We start from the raw sequence: 22,346 nt of genomic DNA, 5'->3' as shown, positions 1-22,346 counted from the left end.
CTGTTATCGGGGTACAGGGAGACTGCAATCAGCGTGAGCCAGACTATCTTTTTGCTGGAAGACGATGCGGATATTAGCCGGTTAGTCCGCTACCAACTGGAGGCGAACGGATTCATCGTCCAGGCCTTTGCGAATGCCGGAGAAGTGCTTCCGGCAGCCGAACGGAAGGCTCCGGGACTGTTCCTGCTGGACATCATGGTGCCTGGTGGCGATGGCCTGGATCTGTGCCGCCGTCTTCGCCTGAATCCTGCACTGAGCTCCATTCCGGTGATTTTCCTGACCGCGCTGGCTTCGGAGAGCGATCGCGTCCACGGCTTGGAACTTGGTGCCGATGATTACATCACCAAGCCCTTCAGCACGCGCGAGCTTCTGGCCCGCGTAAAGGCTGTGCTGCGCCGGTTTGAGCGCCACGAGCCTGCTGAGACCATCCGCATGGGCGACATTGAGATTGATAGCGGCGCCATGCAGCTTCGCGTGCGTGGAGAAGTGGTTACCACCACCGCCACCGAGTTCCGTCTGCTGGATTATCTTGCCCGCCATCCCGGCCGCGTTTTCAGCCGCGATCAGTTGCTGGATGCCGTTTGGGGCGATGCACGCTTTGTCACGCCGCGCTCTGTCGACGTGTACGTGCGCCGCATTCGCGAAAAGATTGAAGACGATGCCGAAGATCCGCGTTACCTGAAGACCATGCGCGGTGCAGGCTATCGCTTTGAGCGTCCGGATCGCATTGCCCAGACGCTGACTGCAGCCACCGTCACGGAATAAGAACAATAAGAACGTAGACTCCGTACGTGACGCGTCCGCTCCACAATCCGTTGGTATCACTGTTGCTGGCTCTGCTGGCGGGTGTTGCGCTCCTGTTGTTGGTGGCGCAACATCCCGTGTGGCTGTGGCCTGCTGCGGTTCTCTTCGTTGCAGTCTGCACGCTTTGCGGTATGGCAGTACGAAGCGGGATGCTCCGTCGTGCGGAGGCTGCCGCCAGGGCCGTTGAGCAGATCGGCGCTGTACCCGCACAGCAGATTTCGTCTGGCTCTGCCGAGTCGATTCGCATTCTGCAGCCAGTCTTTTCTGCGGTAAGAAGCTCTGCGGAAGCCGTGGATCGTGATCGCGAACGTCTGCTGGAAAGCCGTCATCAGCTGGAAGTGCTTCTAGAAGGCATGCAAGACGCTGTTCTCGGCTTGGACGCTGCAGGTCGCGTGCAGTGGAGTAACGCCGCTTTGCAGCGACTCATGCAGCGCGAAGGGCCGGGCGTCTCCGTGCGCCACGGACGCGCACTGGTCCACACCTTCCGTGATCCTGCGGTGCTGGCTTGCGTGCAGGGAACTCTCGACAACGGGACCACGCAGGAATGCCGCAGTGAACTGCTGCTGCATGGCAGCATCTTTCATGTGACGGCATCGCCGCTGCCCGGAGGCGGTGCTGTCGTTGTGTTGCGCGACACCACACGGTTTGAGGCCGTGGAGCGCCAGCAGCGCGACTTCGTAGCGAACGTCTCGCATGAATTGCGCACACCCCTGACCTCCATCGTTGGCTACGTGGAAACGGTTCTGGACACCGAACCGCTTTCGCCTGCAGCTAACGAATTTCTGGAAACGGTCTTGAAGAACGCTTCACGTATGCATCGCCTCACAGAAGATCTGCTTATGTTGGCGAAGGTAGAGCGTGGCGATGTGATCCTTGACCCTCTTCCTATCTCTGCAGAACTCCTCGTCCGGGACGCACTTGTGACTGTCTCAGGCGCACCCTATGCCGAAGAGGCGAAGCTTGAGATCGGTGAAATCACAGAGCAGCGTGTCATGGCCGATGAACACGCCATCCTTCAAGTACTGGGTAATTTGCTAGAGAATGCGCTGAAGTACTCCTCCGGCATGGAGCGCGTGCCACATGTGATCGTGAGCGCGCGTCCTGTAGAGAATGCGGTGGAATTTTCCGTGAAGGACTTCGGCCCTGGCATTCCGTCTGAACATCTGCCGCGCCTCTTTGAGCGTTTTTATCGCGTCGAAAAAGCGCGTTCGCGTGAGAAGGGTGGCACTGGTCTGGGCCTCTCCATCGCGAAACAACTCATCGAGCAGCACGGCGGTCGTATCTGGGTTGAAAGTGAACTCGCCAAGGGAAGCACCTTCCTGTTCACGCTGCCAGTAGCTTCGTGAAATAGCAGCGTCACCGTTAACTTTCTAAACGCTCCCTGGCACGCATTGACACGGTGTTCATGCTTCTCAAGTACTCTTGATGCACGGATTCGTGTGCATTCCGTGGCTGGGAGCGGAAGCGTGGGCGTTGCTATCGCCGTTGACAATTTGAATGCGTGGTACGGCAAGACCCACACGCTGAAGGGCATCACGCTGGAGATTGCGGCAAACTCCGCAACGGCGCTGATCGGACCCTCCGGTTGCGGCAAAAGCACGTTTGTACGCTGCCTGAACCGTCTCCATGAGACGGCTCCGCATGCCCGCGTGGAAGGCACCATCCGCATCGGCGATGAAGACATTTATGACGATGCGTCGCCGGTCGAAGTGCGCCGTCGCGTCGGTATGGTCTTCCAGCGACCCAACCCGTTTCCGACGATGTCCATCTACGAGAATGTGGCAGCCGGGCTGAGGTTGGGCGGCGTTGCCAAGCGCTCGGAACTGGACGAAGTTGTCGAGCGATCGTTGCGACAGGCTGCTCTATGGGAAGAGGTGAAGGATCACCTCCGCACCAAGAGCGGCGCCAGTCTTTCCGGTGGTCAGCAGCAACGTTTGTGCATTGCACGCGCTCTTGCAGTCGACCCCGAAGTGCTGTTGATGGATGAACCCGCTAGTGCGCTCGATCCCGTCTCAACAGGCAAGATTGAAGATTTGATCTTTGAGCTGAAGGACGATTACACCATCGTCATCGTCACGCACAGCATGCAGCAGGCGGCGCGCGTGGCAGAGGATACAGGCTTCTTTCTTTCGGGGGAACTGGTCGAGTTCGATAAGACCGACCGCGTCTTCACCAACCCACGCGACAAGCGAACCGAGGATTACATTACAGGGAGGTTCGGCTGACGATGCGTAAACGCTTTCATCAATCGCTGGACGAACTGAAGGAAAAACTGCTGGTGATGGCAGGCTTTGCGGAGCAGGCCATTCAGCGTTCCATTGAGGCGTACCGCACACGCGACCCCGAACTGGTGGAGCTTGTGCGCCGCAGCGAACCAGCCATCAATCGCCTCGAACGCGAGATCGATTCCACTGCGCTCGACCTGCTCGCCATGGAACAGCCTATGGCCGTGGACCTGCGTTTCATCCTCTCAGTCATCCGTATCAATGGTGACCTGGAACGTGTCGGCGATCTGGCCGTGAACATTGCCCTGCGTGCCGGAGAAACGAACGACCTGCAGCCGGTAGATCTTCCGGTCGACATTCCGCGCATGGGAACGCTCGCTGCCGCAATGATTCGTAAAGCACTGGAAGCCTTCATCGACGGTGACGCGCAGCTTGCCGAAAACGTACTCGCATTGGACGACGAAGTGGATACGCTGAACTCTGCTGCCTTCCACGCGCTTTCGAACGTGATCCGCAATCAGCCGCAGTACACCTCGCAGGCGCTGCATGCCATGCTGATTGCGCGCAATCTGGAACGCGTAGGCGACCACGCCACCAACATCGCGGAAGATGTCATTTTCTGGGTAAAGGGACGCGACATTCGCCACGCAGCGCCGGCGGCGTAACGAAACTAATCCGTCTCGGGGCGAGACTGCAGTGGAATATAAGGCCCGCGCGCTGACGTATGTGCATGGCGTGTGATGTGCGGAGTTACCAGCACCACCAACTCGCCGGTAGACTTGCTGCCGTTCTTGTTCGTCGTGCTCTGAAATCCTGGAATTTCGCTTAAACCGGGAAGTCCGATAACTGCAGCAATTTCCGTACTGGTGGTTTGGCTCATCATCATCACCGTATCGCCGTCGTGCACGGTCAGATCCGACGAGAACTGCCGGCTCGCCAGAATCGGAATGCCGTTGAGCGATGTTCCGGCAAGCGCGGTGATCTTGATGTCTAGATGCGTGGAGATATCTCCCGTCCATTGAATCTTGGGATTCGCGGTCAGCGTGATGCCCAGATCTTCGTACTGCACCTGCGGGATGACAGAACCGTTGCTGATGGAGCTGGATCCGGTGTACTGCGCCAGCAAACTGGCCAAACTCACGCCGTTCACCGACGTGTTGGCTGCAGAAGTGCTGCTGGCAATATCGCTATAGAGCGACGTCTGAATGGGATAACGCATCCCGGCCTTGAAGATGGCGTTCTGCATGTTTCCCGCGCGCAACTGAACATCTTCCAGCGTGCGGGCATCACTGGTACTCAGTGCAAGATTGATTGTGGGAGCGTTCGCTGTGGTGACGCCGGTCGTCGTCGATCCTCCGCCAAAAACGAAGAACGTATTGGTCAAGGAAGTGGAGCCGCTCACCCCGGCCACAAAGACGAGATAAGCCGCAATCTCCACATTGCTGGTGCCGGATGGAATGACGCCGTTGGCAATGAGCTGTTCCACCAGCGAACTGTTTGCGGAGATGATGCTCTGTGCCTCTGTCGCCAGGTTGTAGGCGGTGAACGAACTCGGCAACACCACGCCCAGATTTCGCATGCGCGAATGGTCCACGGAGTAGACCTTCACATCAAACACGACGTCGCTCTGGCCACCCATCAGGTCAGTGAAGATACGTTCGGCCGCGTCGGCAAGATCCGCCGGACCGCGCACCACGATGGCGTTCTGCCCGGCATCCACGCTGACTTTGTCGATCTTCAGAATGGTCTGCGCAATGCTCACAAAGTCCTTGAGCTGATCGGCGGCATATCCCGGAAAGAAATAGGCTTCCTCCACCATCCGTTCATATCGCTGGCGGTTTTGCATGGTGTCCTGCGCGAGCAGAATCGTGTGCTCATCCAGCGGAACGAACATCGAATCGCTGACCAACCCAAGCACCCGCATGGCTTCGTCGAAGTTGGCATCGTCCACGTCCATGCGGAAATCCTTCGTCTGCATGTCAGGATCGAGCACCACACGGAGACCGTAATCGCGGGCAACCGTCTCCGCCAGCGAATGAATATCTCCACGCTGGTGATAGCTGTGCCGCGATGCATTGTGCAGAAGCACAATGCTTGTGGCCAGCCGCTCGGTTCGAATGGGATGTAGATCGACAGGGGGGGCGTGCTGCACAACGGCAGGATTCGACGCATCCAGCAGCCGTGCCTGCGCCACAAGCGCCTCCGCAACGGCGGGATTCGTGGTGCGCTCTTTGGCGGCTTCGTGAAGCAGGTCGGTCAGGTGATGTTCTCGTGCCAGCAGGAGTGCCTGCACGTATTCGCTACGCAGGGGATTACGATCGACGGCCTGCGCGAAGAGTTTTTCAGCCTGCGGGAAACGTCCGTCCTGGAGCTCTTTCGCCCCGGAGAGATACGCCTTCTCGGCCGCGTCGCGATCCTTTTGCGAAGGCTCTTTCGGCTTTCTCGCCGCCGGTTCCTGGGAATCAGGGGGAAGGTTCGGAGTTCGCTGCGCAAGCGCGGTACAGGCAGAAAACGGCGCAACAGCGCAAACGCCTGCCAGCAGACCGCCAGAAATCAGCTTGGATGCAGTAACCACTGCTTGGTTAGACGCAGCTCAACGGACGCGGGCGATCGTCTGCAGACGCGGTGTACCCGCTGCGCGCTCGCTGCGTGCCGGACGCTTCAAGCCGTTGCGAATCTGCGCGGTGTCCATGTTCAGCTCCGCGAGCGTACGGCTCAGCGTATTGCGGTGCATGCCCAGTTCTTCAGCGCTCTTGCACTGATTGCCGCGGTGATTGATGAGTACCTGAAGGAGGTAACGGCGCTTGAATTCGCGGACAGCGTCCTCATAGGAAATGCCATCGGCGTGCATTTGTGCCACCAGTGCGTCCAGTTCGCGCTTCACTCGTACTTACCTCGCTCAGATGGCATCGTGCGGACTACGGCGGGCGTCCACTCGCCTGCAGCCGTCCTGGCATGGGTCAGCCAATCGGTTGCGGAGAGTCGTCTGCCAAAGTCACGCGGCACAACGAAGGATATCCCATGTGCGGCCGGAAGCAAATAGGGAAGCAAGAGAGATGTTTGTGCCGCGGGTACACTCCCCAGAAACGGAGCCACCGGCAACAACAACGCCGCCAGCAGCAAAATCCCCCTCGCAAAGCCGAAACAGGCCCCACCCAGCCGGTCCAGGAAACCCAATCCAACCGCCGAACACGCCCCCCGCAGTGCCCGCCCCACCAGCGCGGCCACCACGATCACGGAAACCAGAATCAGCACAAACGCCGCAACTTCCGCCAAAGACGACTGCGTGATCCAGCGATGCAGCCACCCCGCAAGTCGATGGCAATACCAGAACGCCAGCAGCACCCCAGCCAGAATCCCCGCCAACGAAACCACTGACCGAATCAGACCGCGCATAAACGCCATCACGGTCGACAGGGTCAGCACCAGCGCAATGCACCAGTCCAAGGGGTTCATGTGCCCCAGTCCAGCCGCCGCGCCATGGAGAGCTTCGTTCATCGTTATTCCGGCAGCTTTGCCTTGCCCGTCAGCTGCATGAACGCCTGTAGATACTTCAACCGCGTCTCGGTGACCACTTCTTCCGGCAACGACGGCGCAGGAGGCTGCTTGTCCCAGTGAATCTCTTCCAGATAGTCGCGGACGTACTGCTTGTCGAACGAAGGCTGCGCTCCACCGGGAGCATAGCCGCTCGCGAGCCAGTAGCGCGACGAATCCGGTGTCAGGACTTCATCGGCCAGAACCAGCATGTCGCTGCCGTCCTTTGCCGGGACGAAGCCAAATTCAAACTTCGTATCCGCAAGGATCAGCCCCTTGCTTTCCGCATACTTCGCGGCGGTGGTGTAAATGGAAAGCGTCAGCGTGCGCAGCTTCTCGGCGAGTTCACCGCCCACTGAAGCCACCACCTGATCGAATCCGATGTTTTCATCGTGCCCGGTATGGTTCTTTGCCGCGGGCGTGAAGATCGGCGTCGGCAGGCGATCGCTCTCGCGCAGACCCGCAGGCAGCGGAATCCCGCACACTTCGCCGGTACGCTGATAGTCCTTCCATCCCGATCCGGAAAGGAAGCCGCGAGCCACGCACTCCACCTGCACCATCTTTGCTTTGTGGACGATCATGCTGCGGCCACGGAGGTAGTTGCTGTACGGCTGCAGATCAGCGGGATAATCGCGCACATCGGCCGTCAGCAGATGGTTCGGCACCAGGTTGCGTAGATAGTCGAACCAGAAAAGGGAGATCTGCGTAAGCACCTTGCCCTTGTCCGGGATGGTGCTGCCCAGTACGTGATCAAACGCAGAGATGCGGTCGCTGGCAACAAAGAGCAGCTGGTCCGGTCCGGCCTCATACAGGTCTCGCACCTTACCGCTCAAAATCGGTTTCCGGTCGCCCAGTGGCATTTCACTCATACACACCAGTTCATCACTTTGGCGCAACAAGGGAAAGCCCCGTCTTCTGAGGCGCGAGGAAATGAACCAGAATTGTTACTTGCCCAGTTCCGCTTCCATGTTGTCCACCATGCGTTGCAAAAGCTGTTGCAGCGTGTCCACTTCGGCCTTTGTGAACCCCTGCAACGAGATCTGGCGACCTTCCATCAGTACATCGCGTGCAGCCTCTGAGCGTTTGAGCGCCCGCGGCGTAATTGAAATCAGGCTGCTGCGGCCATCGTTCGGATCGGGTTTGCGGACAATCAGACCGTCGCGTTCCATGCGATTCAGAAGTTGCGCCATCGTCGGCTGCTCCACATGCAGCAGCGTGGCCAGTTCTCGCTGTGACATCGAACCCCGCTGCTGCAATGCCCCAAACACCGGCACCTGCGCCACAGCCAGCCCCATCTCCTGCAGACGTGGCTCGATCCAGCGATTACTCATGCGCGCCATGCGTTGGATGAGTTGACCCGGCCCTGGAGAAAATTTGCTATCCATGAATCGTTTTCTAAATGCATAGTATCCTATGAATAATAAATAGGAGGCTATGTAAATGACTGCACGCATCGCAATCGTCGGTGGAGGACCCGGAGGGGTAACACTGGCGCGCATCCTCCATCAAAACGGCAGGGAAGTCGCCGTCCTGGAACGCGAATCTTCCTTTGTCTACCGGCCTCAGGGAGGTTCGCTGGACATCCACGCGGACAGCGGCCAGATTGCATTGGCAAAGGCCGGACTAACCGCAGAGTTCCAGCGTATCGCCCGTCATCAGGACCAGCAGATGCGGCTCTACGACAAGGAAGGAACTCTGCGCCTGCTGGATGAAAGTTCCGAAGGTGAAAGGCCTGAGGTAGATCGCGGCCATCTGCGTCAGATGCTGCTTGATTCCTTACCGCAAGACGTGGTGCGCTGGAATCAGCATGTGACGTCTGTTGAAGCACAGCAGGATGGAACCTGCGACGTGATCTTTGCGGGCGGCCATCGTGAGCGCTACGACCTGGTGGTGGGCGCCGATGGCACATGGTCAAAAGTCCGTCCAGCAGTATCCCCTGCACAACCGGAATACAGCGGAATCGTCTTTGTGGAACTGGGTATTCACAATGTGGATCGACGCCATCCTGCCATCGCAAAACTTGTCGGGCATGGCATGACGTTTTCTCTCGGCGACAGCATGGGGCTGATGATGCATCGCGATGCGAACGCGCATATCGGCTTCTACGCAGCGTTTCACGGTCCCGTGGATATCTATGCGGGAAAATCGGAAGCTGAAATTCGCGCTGAATTGATGAAGAAGTTTTCCGGATGGGCTGGCAATCTGACCAGCCTGATTGCAGAGAGCGATGAAGTGGTTGGTGTGCGCGGAATCTACTGGCTGCCGCCGGGACATCGCTGGAAACATGTACCGGGTGTCACATTGCTTGGAGACGCCGCACATGTGATGAGTCCCTTCGGCGGCGACGGCGCAAATTTCGCACTGCAGGATGCAGGTGAGCTTGCCGAAGTCCTCTTGCAGAAGGATTGGAGACAGCAGCTTCCGATCTTCGAAGAGGCTATGGCAGCACGCTGCGAACGTCCGGCTGCAGCGGCAAATGCAGCCATCCTGAAGGCTTTTTCACCAGACGGATTCACGCATAGCTTCCACATGATGCAGCAGCTTATCCCAAAGGCAAGAGCGTTTCCCGCAAAGTCATAGAGCGGTGATGCGCATAAGTGTGAAGGGGCCCAGCTTAGCTGGGCCCCTTCGATGATTTGGGTTTCTGTAAACGATGGAACCTACGCTACCGCTCGCCGTTCCGCCTTGTTGAGATTTACGCTGACGATTTTGCTCACGCCGGGCTCCTGCATAGTGACGCCGTAGATCACGTCGGCTTCGCTCATCGTGCGCTTGTGGTGGGTGATGACCACGAACTGAGTCTCCTTGCTCATTTCGTGGATCAGGCGTGCGAAGCGGCCCACGTTGGTTTCGTCGAGCGGTGCATCGACTTCGTCCAACACGCAGAACGGGCTGGGCTGGAACTGGAAGATACCAACCAGCAGCGACAGGGCAGTGAGGGCTTTCTCTCCACCGGAGAGCAGCAGCACGTTCTGCAGCTTCTTGCCCGGAGGCGATGCAATCAGATCAATGCCGCTTTCCGCAGAGTTCGACTCGTCGGTAAGCTTCATCAGCGCCTGTCCGCCACCGAAGAGCTTCACGAACATGTCGGAGAAGTTCTTGTTGATGATGGCGAAGGCTTCGTCGAACTTCGTCTTACTGATTTCGTCGATTTCCTTGATGGAATTCTGGGTGTTTTCGATCGCGTCCAGCAAGTCCTTGCGCTGCGCTTCCAGGAAGCCGTGACGCTGCTCTGCTTCGGCAAACTCTTCCAGCGCCATCATGTTCACCGGGCCCATCGCTTCCAGCTTGCCCTTGAGCGAACGCGTGTCTTCTTCCGCAGCGTCGAGCGCTTCGGACGTGATGGCTTCAATGGTGGTGTCCGCACGCAACTCTTCCGCAGGCACATTCAGATCATTCAGCGACTGGGCTTCAAGATGTTCAATCTCGCTCGAAAGTCGTGCAATCTTCGCCTGCAACGTGGCGCGCTGTTCGCGCAGACCGTCGATCTCCGTACGCAGTGTGCGAAGTGTGTTGTTCTTCTCTGCAATCTGAGCACGCAGAGCGGAGGCTTCCGCCGTCAGGCGATTGGCCTCGGCATTCAGTTGTTCGCGCTGTGCGGTCAGTTCTTCCTGCTGTGCCTGCAGCGCGACAGTCTCTTCTTCACGACGAGCTTGTTCCGCTGTGGCGCCTGCATTCTGACCTTCCAGATGATGAATGCGTTGCTGCGTGGTATTGCGCATACGCTCGTTCTGCTCGAAGTTTGCAGAAGCATTGCGACGACGCTCTTCCAATCCTGCAAGTGCAGCAGCGGCAGCAGCAGCGGCAGACTGCGCTTCTTCACGTGCACGACGCAGATCATCGGTACGCAGCATCGCTTCGTTGATGCGTACCTCAATCGCTTCACGCTCAGCAGTCAACTGCGCGGCTTCGGCCTGCTTGCGCTCGATCAGCTCCTGTCGCTGTGCGCGCGCATCGCGATTGCGCTCCGTGTGCAGCGACCAGTCCGCAAGACGACGCTCAATGCGCGCAGCTTCTGATTCCATCTGGCGCAGCGCAGCGCCGCTGTTGGCGGCTTCACGCTCCGCATCACGACGTTCGTTGCTCTTTACTTCAATGATCTGTTGCAGGTCGTGAATGTCGCGCGTCAGCGCCGCAACGCCAACCTCGCTCTGCGACAGCTCTGCTTGCACGCCTTCCAGCTTTACCTGAATCTCACGCAATTCCTGCTTCAATGCAAGCGGGCCACCGGAACGTGCTTTGCCGCCCGTGACAGTCAGGTTGTGGAAGATTTCTCCCGTTGGCGCAAGGAAGAACGCTTCAGGATTCGTGACCGCAAGTTCACGTGCCGCATCTGCATCCGGTGCAATGTAGCCTTCGCGCAGCTTCGGCAGAATCACTTCCAGCGAACGGCCAAAACCATTCTGCACCTTGATGAAGTCCTTCAGGGGACGCGCTCCACGCAGATCGCCGTTGACGCGGCTCTGCATGCCGTCCATGTAGGTAGGTGCATGGTCTTCATGGACCAGGAAGGTGGCACGCCCATCGACGGAGGTCTTCAACAGGCCAATGCCTGCATCCGCTGAATTCCAGTTCTTTACGACGACATAGTTCAGCTCGTCTTTGAGGAATTCGTCGACAACCAGGCCGTACTTGTCCTCCACTTCCAGAAAGTCTGCGAGTGTTCCCACCGGTGCAACAGTGCTGGCAATATCGTTCGCCTTGAATAGCTTCTTCACCGTGTCACTGGAGTAGCTGTGGTCGCGAATAAGTGCTTCCAGTGAATTGCGACGACCCGTCAGCGTAGCTGCTTCCGCACGCAAATGATCACCCTTGCGGCGCATCTCCATCTCTTCGTTCCGCTTGTTGCTCAGCTCAATGCGGAACTCCGCAATCTCTGCCTCAAGCCGCTTCAGGCGATCGGTGATGGATTCAAAGCTCATGCTCACCTGGCCACGCTGTTTACCCAGCGCATCCAGTTCGGCCTTGGCCTGTTCGCTCTCTGACACGAGTCGCTGCGCTTCGCGCTCAAGCCCGGCAAGTGACTCCGCCGCCTGTGCCTCCTCACGATGCACATTGCTGATGCGTTGCATCAACTGCATGGAATGATGGCGTCCCTGTTGCGCATCGCGGTCAGCCGAGTTCACCTGAGCCTGCGCTTCATTTGCTTCCTGCTGACGATCCTGGGCCGTGTGGCGAGCTTCTTCCGTATCGGCAGTCGCTGTTTCAAGAAATTTCTGCAGACCTTCGCGATCCGCGGCCAGCCCTTCCATCTGGTGCTTCAACTGCGCCAGTTCATCGGTGCCGCTGGCAATGCGTGCAGCAAGATCGTGGATGCGATCGTGATTGCTGGCAATGCGCGATGTCGCGCGCTCCAGTTCAATGCGCGTCTCGTTGGTGCGCCCCTGTGCCACACGGATCTCTTCATCCAACTCATAGCCGCGCGTGACGCTTGCAGTATGCTCCGCGTCCAGTGCTTCCAGTGAAGCAGCCTGGGTATCAATCGTCTCGGTCAACTTGGCAATCGTTGTTTCCGAGGCATTGCGATCTTCGTCATGCTGCGATAAGCGCGAGCGGAGAACAATGCGCAGCTTGCCGCGCAGTTCATCGCGAATCTGACCATAGCGTTCGGCCTTCGCAGCCTGACGCTTCAGTGAACCCATCTGTCGCGTCACTTCGTCGAAGATGTCATCCACGCGGGCCAGGTTCTGCTTGCTGGCTTCGAGTCGCAGTTCTGCAAGACGCTTCTTCGTCTTGAAACGCGTGATGCCCGCAGCCTCTTCCAGAATGGAGCGGCGATCCAGCGGCTTCGACGACAGCAACTGACCGATGCGTTCCTGCCCAATGATGGCGTAGTTTTCGCCCGAAAGACCCGTGCCGAAGAAGATGTCCTGAATGTCGCGCAGACGGCAGATCTTGCCGTTTAGCAAATACTCCGATTCACCCGAACGGAACAGGCGGCGCGTGATGGTGATTTCACCCGCACGTACTGGAGCGCGGTTAAATTTGCGACGACGAATTTTCAGAACAACAGGAGCAACAGGCTCACCGTTCTCATCGACGGTTGCGCTCTGTGGGGCATCCACTTCAATTTCTTCTGAATCTTCACCAACCGGTATCGGCCCGGGCTGCGCTTCAGCAATGGCGGCTGCGGTATCGGCAGAGCGGACGTCGCGTTCGCTCTGTTCGTCCCAATCGTTCAGCTCTGCAGGACGATTGCCTGCAGACCCAATGCTGATGGCATCGCCGCTGTCGCTGGCGTCGTACACATCAGGATCAACCAGCGTCAGTGATACTTCGGCCATGCCGGTGGGCTTGCGATCACGTGTTCCGGCAAAGATGACGTCTTCCATCTTGATGCCGCGGAGGCTCTTGGCACTCTGTTCGCCCAGCACCCAGGTGATGGCGTCGGAGATGTTCGATTTGCCGCAGCCGTTGGGACCAACGATGGCGGCAATGCCATTTCCGCTGAGCTGAACGTCCGTACGGTCGCAGAACGACTTGAAACCGAGAATCTGAACGCGCTTGAGCTTGAGCAAAAGGGAACCTCCAACACACCGCCTCTCTGGACGGTATTCCTGTTTGACTTGAGGCTAAGCGTCTGCAGGGGCGGAATCAAGCGAGATACAGGGTCTATCTTGTGGATAAGAGGTCCCTAAACGCAACGGAAAGGGGTGCCTTCGTATATGTGGTGTATTTCGGCTCCCGAACAAAATCGCTCGGCAAAATGGATGGAGCTGGAGCAATATTCCGAATCCGGTTCGATAATCGGCATTCTCATGCGTCAAAATAGGCGTGATTCAACACACGTTTAAAGAGGGTTCTTCAGAATGCATACCTACACCTGATACATTGCTTGCATCTATTCAAGCCTGTGCGACCTACAGAAGCACGGTAGTGCTCTGAATTGAATACAGATCGAAAAAAGAACAGGGAGAGTTCGATGAAGAAGGCATTTCTTGCCTCGATGCTGGCAGTTTCCTGCGTTTCCGCAGTAGCTGTGACACCGATGTTTGCCCAGGCAGCACAGGGACCTCAACTCTCGCAGGACGAATACGCGGATTACCAGAAGGTGATCACGGCCACCGACGGCGCCACCAAGGCCGCGGCAGCCGAGGCGTTCCTGACGAAGTACCCCGCGTCCACTGTGAAGGGTACCGTGCTTGAACAGTTGCTGGCGGGTTACGCCGGCTCCAACAACGCACCCAAGGCCCTGGAGGCTGCGGACCGTCTCTTGGCCGTGGATCCCAACAACATTCGCGCTCTGGCGCTGGAAACCAGCCTTCTGAAGGCGCAGGGTGACTCCGCGACGGATCCTGCCGCCAAGCAGGCTGCTTATGACAAAGCTGCAGACGCTGCCAGCAAGGGCCTGAAGGTAACCAAGCCTGCTGCTGTCGCTGATGCAGACTGGACCGCCATCACCAAGCAGGTAACACCCTACTTCTACTCGGCCATCGGTATCGATGCGCTGACCAAGAAGGACTCGGCAGGCGCAATTGCTGCTTACACCGCTGAACTGAAGTCGGTTGACCCGGCCGCTACACACCAGCCCGGCCAAATCCTTCAGGACACCTACTTCCTGGCTCAGGCGTACTACACCAGCACGCCGCCGGATTACCTGAACTGCACGTTCTTTGCGACCCGCACCGCGACCTTCGCACCGGACCAGTTCAAGCCCACCTTCCAGCCGCTGGCAACCTACTGCTACAAGAAGTTCCACGGCGCAGAAGATGGCTATGACGCGGTCAAGACTGCTGCTGCAGCAAGCGTCTTCCCGGCACCGGAATTCGCCACCAGCGTTAAGCCCGCTCCCACCCCTGCAGACACTGTGAAGCAGGTTCTGGACAGCACTCCCGATGTAACCAAGCTGGCTCTGGCTGACGTGGAATACATCATTCAGAACGGCACCGCAGATCAGGCACAGAAGGTGTTTGACGGCTTCAAGGGCAAGGAAACCAAGGTTCCGGGTAAGGTTGTCAGCATCACCGACACCAGCCTGCAGCTTGCTGTTTCCGATGACGCGAAGCAGGCGAATCCCTTGGTTGCCGACTTCACGATCACGCTGAAGGAAGCTCCGAAGACAGCTCCGGCTGCCGGTTCAGACGTCAACGTGGTTGCAACCTTTGACTCGTACGCGCAAAAGCCCCTCATGATCACCATGACGGGTGGCGAGATCGAACAGAAGGCCGCTGCCAAGCCGGCTGCCAAGGCAGCTCCGGCGCACAAGGCAGCTCCTCGCCGTCGCTAGGACGCATACAGCAGAACCACGAGAGGCAGCCTGCGGGCTGCCTCTCGCTATTGCAGAAAAAGGGATGGTTTCATGCCAACCAATCGCGCGACAAATGTACTGCTGGGCCTGATTGCAGGTTCTCTCATGGTGCTTGCTGTACGGCCTTACATTGCACCGGCTACTGTCCATGCCGACGCCAACTCATTTGACCCGCTTTATATCGAGCCGGGCGTTCACATGCTTCGCATCGCAAAGGGTGGCCAGGTGCTTGGAAAGGTCGTCGTCAACCTGCGCACCGGCAATGTGTATGGCTACCCAACCGGAACGTCAGACTCGTATCCCGTCTCGCCTCTCGATAACAAGCCACGGGTATCAGAAGCTATCCCGTTGGGGCGCTTTGCTCTCGAAGAGGCACGCTGACCTATTCGCCCAGCAGGATACGACGAATGCCATAGGCGCGGCCTGTGGCGCCGTCGCATTCGACCAGCGTCGCAGCCATCTTCGGGTTTCCCCTGGCGGCCTCAAACTTTGCTGGTTGGCCGGTCAGGAAGCGGTCAATCACTGCTTGCCGTTCCACGCCGATCACAGAGTCGTACGGCCCGCTCATGCCTGTGTCTGTCTGGTAGGCCGTGCCGCTGGGAAGAACACGTTCATCCGCCGTGGGAACGTGGGTGTGCGTGCCGATAACGGCAGTAACGCGGCCATCCAGATACCATCCCAGCGCGATCTTTTCGCTGGTGGCTTCGGCGTGAAAATCGACAAAGATCACGCGGCTGCGGATACCGTTCAGTAGCTCGTCTGCTTTGCGGAACGGATCATCGTTCTGCGACATGAATACGCGGCCTTGCAGGTTCACCACGGCATAGGCTTGCCCGTTGGGCAGCGCGCCTTCGTACACGCCAAACCCCGGCGTCTTCGGGGCGAAATTCGCGGGGCGCAGGATGCGGCGAGGACGGTCGTGCGAATCCACCGGGACCTTGAGGTAATCCAGAAGCTCTTTCTTGTCCCAGAAGTGGTTGCCCGTGGTGATGACATGCGCGCCCAGATCGAAGAGTTCATCGGCGATGGGAGGTGTTAGACCGAACCCGCCGGCAGCGTTTTCGCCATTGATGATGCAAAGGTCGACAGCGTTGGATTCAAGCACATGGCCGATGTGTTCGGCGACAATACGGCGGCCCGCCGAGCCAAAGACGTCGCCTACGAAAAGAATGTTCACCTGAACAGTGTTGCAGCGGCGAGGTCTGCTCTGCAAGGCACTCCGAAAGAATCAGCCAACTGCCGAAGTGAAAGGAAGAAACAGGCGGAAGACCGTACCGCTTGCGTCGGGCTTCTGGCTGCTCCGAAGCCGCAGCACGGCTTCATGCCGATCCACGATCTCCTTGCTCACCCAAAGGCCCAGCCCGTTTCCTTCTTCACCCTTCGTGGTGAAGAAGGCATCGAACAGGCGCCTCTGCACCAGCGGAGGCATGCCGGTTCCCGTATCAGCCACCACGATGTACACGCCCTTACGGCCCTTGCGATCCTGCCCGTCGTGGGAACGCAGACAGATGCGGCCACCGTTGGCGGGCAGGGCATCAATGGCGTTGGTGATCAGATTGGCCAACACTTGCCGGATCTCACCGTCCAGGCACCGAACCGGTTGAGCGGCACACCATCGTTGTTCTAACTGCACGCCGTGTTTGAACAGTCGCCCCTGCAGCACAGAGATCACACTCTCAAACAATTCCTGGACCGTCACGCGCCGTGGAGCGGTGGATTGCTTGTAAAAGCGCAGGGTCTGCGCGCTGATAACAGAAACACGTGAGAGTTCCTTCTCCGCGGTCTGTAGATAGTGCTGGATCTCCGTGATGTCATCGCTATGCTGCGATAGGTAAAGCAGGTTGGTAATGGACTCCAGGGGATTGTTGATCTCGTGCGCAATGGAAGCTGCCAATCTGCCCACTGCGGCCAGTTTCTCGTTTTCCAGCAGAGCCAGTTCCGCCTGTCTCCGTTCGTGGATGTCGATGTTAATGCCGATCATGCGCAGCGGCGTGCCATCGTACGCATACAGAAAACGAGCCTGTCCATGCAGCCATCGCTGTGTCCCATCAGGCAGGCAGGCGCGGAAATCGTAACCAAAATCGCGTTGCTGCATTTGCATGACGGTCGCGATCTCATGCTTGACTCGTTCCGCATCCTCCGGAACAACACGGCGCGACCAGTCTGAAAAGCTACCCTCAAAAGTGCCGGTCGGCACACCGTACAGTGCTTCCAATTGCGGAGACCACGTAATGCGATCATCCTGGATGCTCCAGTCGAAAACACCTGCGTGTCCGGCCTCCAGGGCCATGTTCAATACTTCGCGAGCTTCGACTGCTCTTCTGTCGCTGCGGATGCGGATGATCGACTCCCACACGCGATTCGCAACAGCCTGCAGTAGCGCGATTTCATCCGCGGTCCAGACACGCGGCTCCTTGCAGTGAAGAGCCATAGCAGCCAGCAGCACGCCGCCGCGTTTGACTGAGACGCAGATCACCGAACGAATCTGCGGTGCACGGAAAGCCTCCAGCACAGCCTGCGTGCTCCAGTCTTCCTCGCTGTCGTAGACCACGTAAGGCTCGCCTGCCCGCATGCATCGCAGGCACTCCAGCGAAAAATCATGGAACGTATAACGCCCCACAATGGTTCGCACACCGTTCAGGTAGTTGCCGGTCAGGTTGAACGTGTCTTCGTCTTCTTCCACATCGGCAAAAGCGCAGCGATTCACTCGCAGGAATTCGCCCAGCAGCGTGGCAGAGCGAAGAACAATTTCCTCTGGCGAAAGAAGACGGCGCGCAGCCTCGTCAATTTCCGCGAGAAGACGCACGCGGTCCAGCAGATGGCTTTGGTGCGAGTCGTCTGTCACCGACGAAGGAATTGGGCGAATCGGCATCGTTTCAGGGGAGGTCTTTCCACTAGGTTGAGATGCAGGACTGAGTTTGCCAGATGTGTGGCGCGGCTTTTCCGGCAAAAGAGCGGTGCGAGTTGGTTCCGAGGCTAAAGACTGGTAGAATCGATTGAATCCACTCCTTTGGAGAGGCAATGCAAGCCATTTTAGCGCTCGAAGACGGGCGCATCTTCCGCGGAAAAGGCTTCGGCGCCCCAGCCGAACGCGTCGGGGAAGTCGTTTTCAATACTGCATTGACCGGTTATCAGGAGATCTTTACAGATCCCTCCTACGCCGGGCAGATTGTCGTTCTCACCAATCCACAAATCGGAAACTACGGCACCACCCCGAGCGACGACGAAAGCACGAAGCCCTATATCGAAGGTCTCGTAGTTCGTGAGTTCTCTCCGGTGTCGTCCAACTGGCGTTCCACCCAAGTCACAGACGAGTACCTGGAAAAGAACAGCGTTCCCGTCATTGCTGACGTGGACACGCGCGCCATCGTTCGTCATCTTCGCGCCAACGGCGTGATGCGTGGTGTCATCGCCACCTTCGAGAAGGACGCTGTCGTCGACACGGATGCTCTCGTGGTGAAGGCGCGTTCCATCCCCAAGATGGACGGCACGGATCTTGCCAGCAAAGTCACCACAAAGCAGACCTACGAATGGTCCGCGGCGACAGAGCGCAATGAAACCGGCGACAAGTTCCTTCCGGCAGCCATTGATGGCGGACGCGAAATGCATGTCGTTGCGTATGACTTCGGTATCAAGCAGAACATTCTGCGTATGCTGGCGCGCGAAAACTGCCGTGTAACGGTAGTTCCCGCAACCACGCCTGCAAGCGAAGTTCTGGCGCTCAATCCCGATGGAGTGTTCTTCTCCAACGGACCTGGCGATCCTGAGCCGCTGGACTACGCACAGAAGAACGTGCAGGAACTGGCAGGGAAGACGCCGATGTTTGGCATCTGCCTTGGTCACCAGATCTTCGGTCTCGCACTCGGCGGCAAGACTTACAAACTGAAGTTCGGTCATCACGGCGCGAACCATCCCATCAAGAACCTGGAAACTGGCAAGGTGGAGATCACGTCGCAGAATCACAACTTCGCTGTTGATCCGGAATCGCTGGATGAGGGCAAGGTTGCCATCACCCACGTGAACCTGAACGACCAAACCGTGGCAGGCCTGAAGCACAAAGAACACCCCATGTTCAGCGTGCAGTACCACCCCGAAGCCAGCCCCGGGCCGCACGATTCGCACTACCTGTTTAAGGACTTCCGGAAGTTGATGGAAGAGTGGAAGAAGTAACAAAAGGGGCATCCTGAGGATGCCCCTTTTCATGAGAGCTTGTGTGTCTGGCCAAGCAAACAGCAAGAGGGAAGAGATAGATGCCACGCAGAAATGACATCGCAAAAATTCTGGTGATCGGCTCCGGGCCGATCGTCATCGGCCAGTCCGCCGAGTTCGATTACTCCGGCACGCAGGCCTGCAAGGCCCTCAAGGCTGAGGGCTACGAGGTCGTGCTGATCAACAGCAACCCCGCGTCGATCATGACAGACCCCGAAGTAGCCGACCGCACCTACGTTGAGCCGCTGACGCCGAAGTACCTGGAAGAGATTCTCCGCGTCGAAAGCGACCTGCTGAAGGAAAGCGGCAAGCCCGGCGTCTTCGCTGTTCTGCCCACTGTAGGCGGACAGACCGCGCTGAACCTCGCTGTAGACCTTGCAGACGACGGCACACTCGACAAGTACAACGTCGAACTCATCGGCGCGAAGCTCGACGCCATCAAGAAGGCTGAAGATCGTCTCCTGTTCAAGGATGCGATGAACAAGATCGGCCTCGACATGCCGCAGAGCTCGCTGGTGAACAACCTGCGCGACGGCCTCGACTTCGCACAGAAGATCGGCTTCCCGTGCGTCATTCGTCCGTCGTTCACGCTGGGCGGATCAGGCGGCGGCATCGCCTACAACCGCGAAGAACTGACGGAGATTCTGTCGCGCGGACTCGACCTTTCGCCTGTTACCGAGTGCCTGCTTGAAGAGAGCGTTCTCGGCTGGAAGGAATACGAACTCGAAGTCGTTCGTGACCTCGCCGACAACGTCATCATCATCTGCTCCATCGAAAACTTTGATCCGATGGGCGTGCACACCGGCGACTCTATCACCGTGGCACCCGCGCAGACACTGACGGATCGCGAATACCAGTGCATGCGCGACGCAGCCATCGCCGTCATTCGTGAGATTGGTGTTGAGACCGGCGGCAGCAACGTGCAGTTCGCAGTGAATCCCGCGAATGGCCGCATGACGGTCATTGAAATGAACCCGCGTGTGTCGCGTTCGTCGGCGCTTGCATCCAAAGCCACCGGCTTCCCGATTGCAAAGATCGCTGCACGTCTCGCCGTTGGTTACACGCTGGACGAACTGCAGAACGACATCACCAAGGCCACGCCTGCCTGCTTCGAACCCACCATCGACTACGTCGTGGTGAAGATTCCCAAGTGGCAGTACGAGAAGTTCCCTGGCACGGAAGAGACGCTTGGACCGCAGATGAAGTCGGTCGGCGAAGTCATGGCCATCGGCCGCACCTTCAAGGAAGCTTTGATGAAGGCGATTCGTTCGCTGGAGACGGGCAAGAAGGCATCCGCTGCCGACATCGAACCGCGCCGTCTCACGCAGCGCCTCGTCACACCGCACCCTGAGCGTCTGCGCTACATCCTGTACGCATTTGAACGCGGCATGACCGTGCGTGAAGTTGCTCGCCTCACCACCATGGACCCGTGGTTCCTGTACCAGGTGAAGCAGATCACCGACGAGATCCGCGGCCTGCATGGCAAGACGCTCGATAGCCTCGACGCCGGCCAGCTCCGTGACGTCAAGCGCATGGGCGTCAGCGACGATCTCGTCGCAACCGCACTCAACCTCGATGGCAAGGATGCATCGAACAAGGTCGCTGTACTGCGCGAGAAGCACGGCATCCAGCCCGTCTACAAGCTCGTCGACACATGCGCCGCAGAGTTCGAAAGCTTCACGCCATACTTCTACTCCTGCTACGACGAGGAAGACGAAGCGATCCCGACCGCGAAGAAGAAGATCATCATCCTCGGCAGCGGTCCCAACCGCATCGGCCAGGGCATCGAGTTCGATTACTGCTGCTGCCACGCATCGTTCGCACTGCGTGAAGACGGTTACGAGACCATCATGGTCAACTGCAATCCAGAAACCGTCTCCACGGATTACGACACCAGCGATCGCCTCTACTTCGAGCCGCTCACCTTCGAAGATGTGCTCGCCGTCTACAACCACGAAGCTTCAGCCGGTGCTGAGATTGGCATGATCGTGCAGTTCGGCGGCCAAACGCCGCTGAACCTGTCGCTGCCGTTGAAGGCGGCAGGCGTGCCCATCATCGGCACATCGCCGGAATCGATCGAACTCGCAGAAGACCGCAAGCGGTTCCAGAAGCTCATTGAAGACCTGAAGATTCCGCAGCCCGCGGGCGCCATCGCCACCAGCATTGAAGAAGCTCTTGCTGGTGCGAACAAGGTCTCGTACCCCGTGCTCGTCCGTCCCAGCTTCGTGCTCGGCGGCCGCGCCATGGTCATCGCGTATGACGATGAAGCCATCATTCGCTACATGAGCACCGCCATCGAATATTCGCAGGAACGCCCGGTCCTCATCGACCACTTCCTCGAAGACGCGACGGAAGTCGACGTGGACGCGCTCTGCGACGGCAAGGACGTCATCATCGCGGGCATCATGCAGCACATCGAAGAAGCCGGTATTCACTCTGGCGACTCGTCCTGCGTCCTGCCTTCGGTCGATCTCACCGCCGACGTGCTCGATCAGATTCGCAAGTACACGCGCCAGCTTGCGCTCTCGCTGAACGTGATCGGCCTTGTGAACATCCAGTTCGCTATCCAGCATGGCAAGGTATACGTCATCGAAGTGAATCCGCGCGCATCGCGTACGGTGCCGTATGTTTCGAAGGCAACGGGCCTGCCGCTGGCAAAGATCGCATCGCGCCTCATGACGGGCCGCACCCTCGCAGAGCTTCTGCCGAAGCAGCTTGCATCGGGCAAGGATCTTGACACGGGCAACCACTACTTCGTAAAGTCGCCTGTCTTCCCGTGGGGTAAGTTCCAGGGCGTCGATCCGGTCCTCGGACCGGAAATGCGCTCCACCGGCGAAGTCATGGGCGTGGCCGAAACCTTCGGCGAAGCCTTTGCCAAGGCGCAGATCGCCGCGGGCCAGAACCTGCCCACCAAGGGCACGGCCTTCCTCAGCGTCAACGATCACGACAAGGCAAACGTTGTTCCTCTCGCCAAGCAGTTCGTGGAGATGGGTTTCCATCTCGTCGCCACGCACGGCACGGCAGACATCCTCAGCGACGCCGGTCTACAGGTAGAGCGCGTTCACAAGGTGAAGGAAGGGCGTCCCAATGTTGTCGACTTCATCAAGGGCGATCGCATCCAGCTCATCATCAACACGCCGCGTGGTCAGGACAGCATCTTTGACGAGAAGGCAATCCGCCGCGCTGCCGTAACCGCACGCATCCCCTCCATCACCACGCTTGCCGCAGCACGCGCAGCAGCAGAGGGCATTTCTGCGCTACAGCGCGGCCAGACAAGCGTGTACACGTTGCAGGAGCTGCACGCTTCACGCACCGTCTAGAGCACC

General features: G+C 58.3%; 17 protein-coding genes. 9 read left to right on the top strand and 8 right to left on the bottom strand.

Annotated features, from left to right (window positions below; translation table 11 throughout):
• Positions 1-33: 33 nt before the first annotated feature.
• The 4 genes from M504_RS03740 to phoU all read left to right on the top strand — a co-directional run bounded on the left by M504_RS03740 (position 34) and on the right by phoU (position 3,694).
• A complete protein-coding gene (locus M504_RS03740; RefSeq protein ID WP_047488156.1) occupies positions 34-765 on the top strand; it encodes a winged helix-turn-helix domain-containing protein in 732 nt (243 codons plus the stop codon).
• Positions 766-791: 26 nt separating this feature from the next.
• Positions 792-2,150 carry a cell wall metabolism sensor histidine kinase WalK gene (locus M504_RS03735; protein ID WP_052200317.1) on the top strand — a complete coding sequence of 453 codons (1,359 nt, stop codon included), beginning with the start codon at positions 792-794 and terminating at the stop codon, positions 2,148-2,150.
• A 120-nt stretch (positions 2,151-2,270) separates the two neighbouring features.
• Positions 2,271-3,029, top strand: coding sequence for a phosphate ABC transporter ATP-binding protein PstB (gene pstB, locus M504_RS03730; protein WP_047488153.1), 759 nt, complete (start codon positions 2,271-2,273; stop codon positions 3,027-3,029).
• Between the two features lie 2 nt (positions 3,030-3,031).
• A complete protein-coding gene (gene phoU, locus M504_RS03725; protein ID WP_047488150.1) occupies positions 3,032-3,694 on the top strand; it encodes a phosphate signaling complex protein PhoU in 663 nt (220 codons plus the stop codon).
• Between the two features lie 5 nt (positions 3,695-3,699).
• Here the strand turns inward: phoU and M504_RS03720 are convergent, their stop codons facing one another.
• The 5 genes from M504_RS03720 to M504_RS03700 all read right to left on the bottom strand — a co-directional run bounded on the left by M504_RS03720 (position 3,700) and on the right by M504_RS03700 (position 7,948).
• Positions 3,700-5,604, bottom strand: coding sequence for a hypothetical protein (locus tag M504_RS03720; RefSeq protein WP_047488147.1), 1,905 nt, complete (start codon positions 5,602-5,604; stop codon positions 3,700-3,702).
• Positions 5,605-5,622: 18 nt separating this feature from the next.
• Positions 5,623-5,913: a helix-turn-helix domain-containing protein gene (locus tag M504_RS03715; RefSeq protein WP_047488143.1), complete on the bottom strand. Its 291-nt coding sequence runs from the start codon at positions 5,911-5,913 to the stop codon at positions 5,623-5,625.
• The gene (locus M504_RS03710) at positions 5,910-6,527 is read right to left on the bottom strand and encodes a CvpA family protein (RefSeq protein ID WP_052200314.1); all 618 of its coding nucleotides are present in this window, start codon (positions 6,525-6,527) and stop codon (positions 5,910-5,912) included. The genes M504_RS03715 and M504_RS03710 overlap by 4 nt, the downstream gene beginning before the upstream one ends.
• A gap of 2 nt (positions 6,528-6,529) precedes the next feature.
• Positions 6,530-7,423 carry a phosphoribosylaminoimidazolesuccinocarboxamide synthase gene (locus tag M504_RS03705; RefSeq protein ID WP_084214374.1) on the bottom strand — a complete coding sequence of 298 codons (894 nt, stop codon included), beginning with the start codon at positions 7,421-7,423 and terminating at the stop codon, positions 6,530-6,532.
• Between the two features lie 84 nt (positions 7,424-7,507).
• Positions 7,508-7,948, bottom strand: coding sequence for a MarR family winged helix-turn-helix transcriptional regulator (locus M504_RS03700; protein WP_047488140.1), 441 nt, complete (start codon positions 7,946-7,948; stop codon positions 7,508-7,510).
• A gap of 55 nt (positions 7,949-8,003) precedes the next feature.
• On the opposite strand from M504_RS03700, the gene M504_RS03695 reads away from it, so the two are divergent.
• On the top strand, positions 8,004-9,143 hold the full coding sequence (locus M504_RS03695) for an NAD(P)/FAD-dependent oxidoreductase (RefSeq protein ID WP_052200312.1): 1,140 nt from the start codon (positions 8,004-8,006) through the stop codon (positions 9,141-9,143).
• 80 nt (positions 9,144-9,223) lie between these two features.
• On the opposite strand, the gene smc is transcribed toward M504_RS03695, so the two are convergent.
• Entirely contained in the window at positions 9,224-13,081 is a 3,858-nt protein-coding gene (smc, locus tag M504_RS03690) for a chromosome segregation protein SMC (protein ID WP_047488135.1), read from the bottom strand.
• Positions 13,082-13,485: 404 nt separating this feature from the next.
• Here smc and M504_RS03685 point away from each other — a divergent pair, with 404 nt between their 5' ends.
• Together M504_RS03685 and M504_RS03680 are read left to right on the top strand one after the other, a co-directional pair.
• Positions 13,486-14,790, top strand: a complete 1,305-nt coding sequence (locus tag M504_RS03685; protein WP_047488133.1) for a hypothetical protein — start codon at positions 13,486-13,488, stop codon at positions 14,788-14,790.
• A 72-nt stretch (positions 14,791-14,862) separates the two neighbouring features.
• Entirely contained in the window at positions 14,863-15,192 is a 330-nt protein-coding gene (locus M504_RS03680) for a hypothetical protein (protein WP_047488129.1), read from the top strand.
• A gap of 1 nt (position 15,193) precedes the next feature.
• Here the strand turns inward: M504_RS03680 and M504_RS03675 are convergent, their stop codons facing one another.
• Complete coding sequence (locus M504_RS03675) at positions 15,194-15,988, bottom strand: TIGR00282 family metallophosphoesterase (protein ID WP_047488125.1); 795 nt, start codon at positions 15,986-15,988, stop codon at positions 15,194-15,196.
• A 51-nt stretch (positions 15,989-16,039) separates the two neighbouring features.
• Positions 16,040-17,683, bottom strand: coding sequence for a sensor histidine kinase (locus tag M504_RS21060; RefSeq protein WP_052200310.1), 1,644 nt, complete (start codon positions 17,681-17,683; stop codon positions 16,040-16,042).
• Between the two features lie 149 nt (positions 17,684-17,832).
• Between M504_RS21060 and carA the strand changes: the two genes are divergently transcribed.
• Together carA and carB are read left to right on the top strand one after the other, a co-directional pair.
• Positions 17,833-18,981, top strand: a complete 1,149-nt coding sequence (gene carA / locus M504_RS03665; RefSeq protein WP_047488122.1) for a glutamine-hydrolyzing carbamoyl-phosphate synthase small subunit — start codon at positions 17,833-17,835, stop codon at positions 18,979-18,981.
• A gap of 80 nt (positions 18,982-19,061) precedes the next feature.
• Positions 19,062-22,340 (top strand): carbamoyl-phosphate synthase large subunit, encoded by a 3,279-nt coding sequence (gene carB, locus M504_RS03660; protein WP_047488119.1) that lies wholly within the window; start codon positions 19,062-19,064, stop codon positions 22,338-22,340.
• The last annotated feature ends 6 nt before the right edge of the window (positions 22,341-22,346 follow it).

The organism is Terriglobus sp. TAA 43 (assembly GCF_000800015.1).
Taxonomy (GTDB): Bacteria; Acidobacteriota; Terriglobia; order Terriglobales; family Acidobacteriaceae; genus Terriglobus.
This window is presented reverse-complemented; position numbering and strand designations above follow the sequence as displayed.

Bases quoted from the DNA above. Each gene is read 5' to 3' on its own strand.
- M504_RS03695 (WP_052200312.1), top strand. From the start codon at position 8,004: ATGACTGCACGCATCGCAATCGTCGGTGGAGGACCCGGAGGGGTAACA.
- M504_RS03705 (WP_084214374.1), bottom strand. From the start codon at position 7,423: ATGCCACTGGGCGACCGGAAACCGATTTTGAGCGGTAAGGTGCGAGAC.
- M504_RS21060 (WP_052200310.1), bottom strand. From the start codon at position 17,683: ATGCCGATTCGCCCAATTCCTTCGTCGGTGACAGACGACTCGCACCAA.
- carA (WP_047488122.1), top strand. From the start codon at position 17,833: ATGCAAGCCATTTTAGCGCTCGAAGACGGGCGCATCTTCCGCGGAAAA.
- carB (WP_047488119.1), top strand. From the start codon at position 19,062: ATGCCACGCAGAAATGACATCGCAAAAATTCTGGTGATCGGCTCCGGG.
- M504_RS03700 (WP_047488140.1), bottom strand. From the start codon at position 7,948: ATGGATAGCAAATTTTCTCCAGGGCCGGGTCAACTCATCCAACGCATG.
- M504_RS03685 (WP_047488133.1), top strand. From the start codon at position 13,486: ATGAAGAAGGCATTTCTTGCCTCGATGCTGGCAGTTTCCTGCGTTTCC.
- phoU (WP_047488150.1), top strand. From the start codon at position 3,032: ATGCGTAAACGCTTTCATCAATCGCTGGACGAACTGAAGGAAAAACTG.
- M504_RS03680 (WP_047488129.1), top strand. From the start codon at position 14,863: ATGCCAACCAATCGCGCGACAAATGTACTGCTGGGCCTGATTGCAGGT.
- M504_RS03710 (WP_052200314.1), bottom strand. From the start codon at position 6,527: ATGAACGAAGCTCTCCATGGCGCGGCGGCTGGACTGGGGCACATGAAC.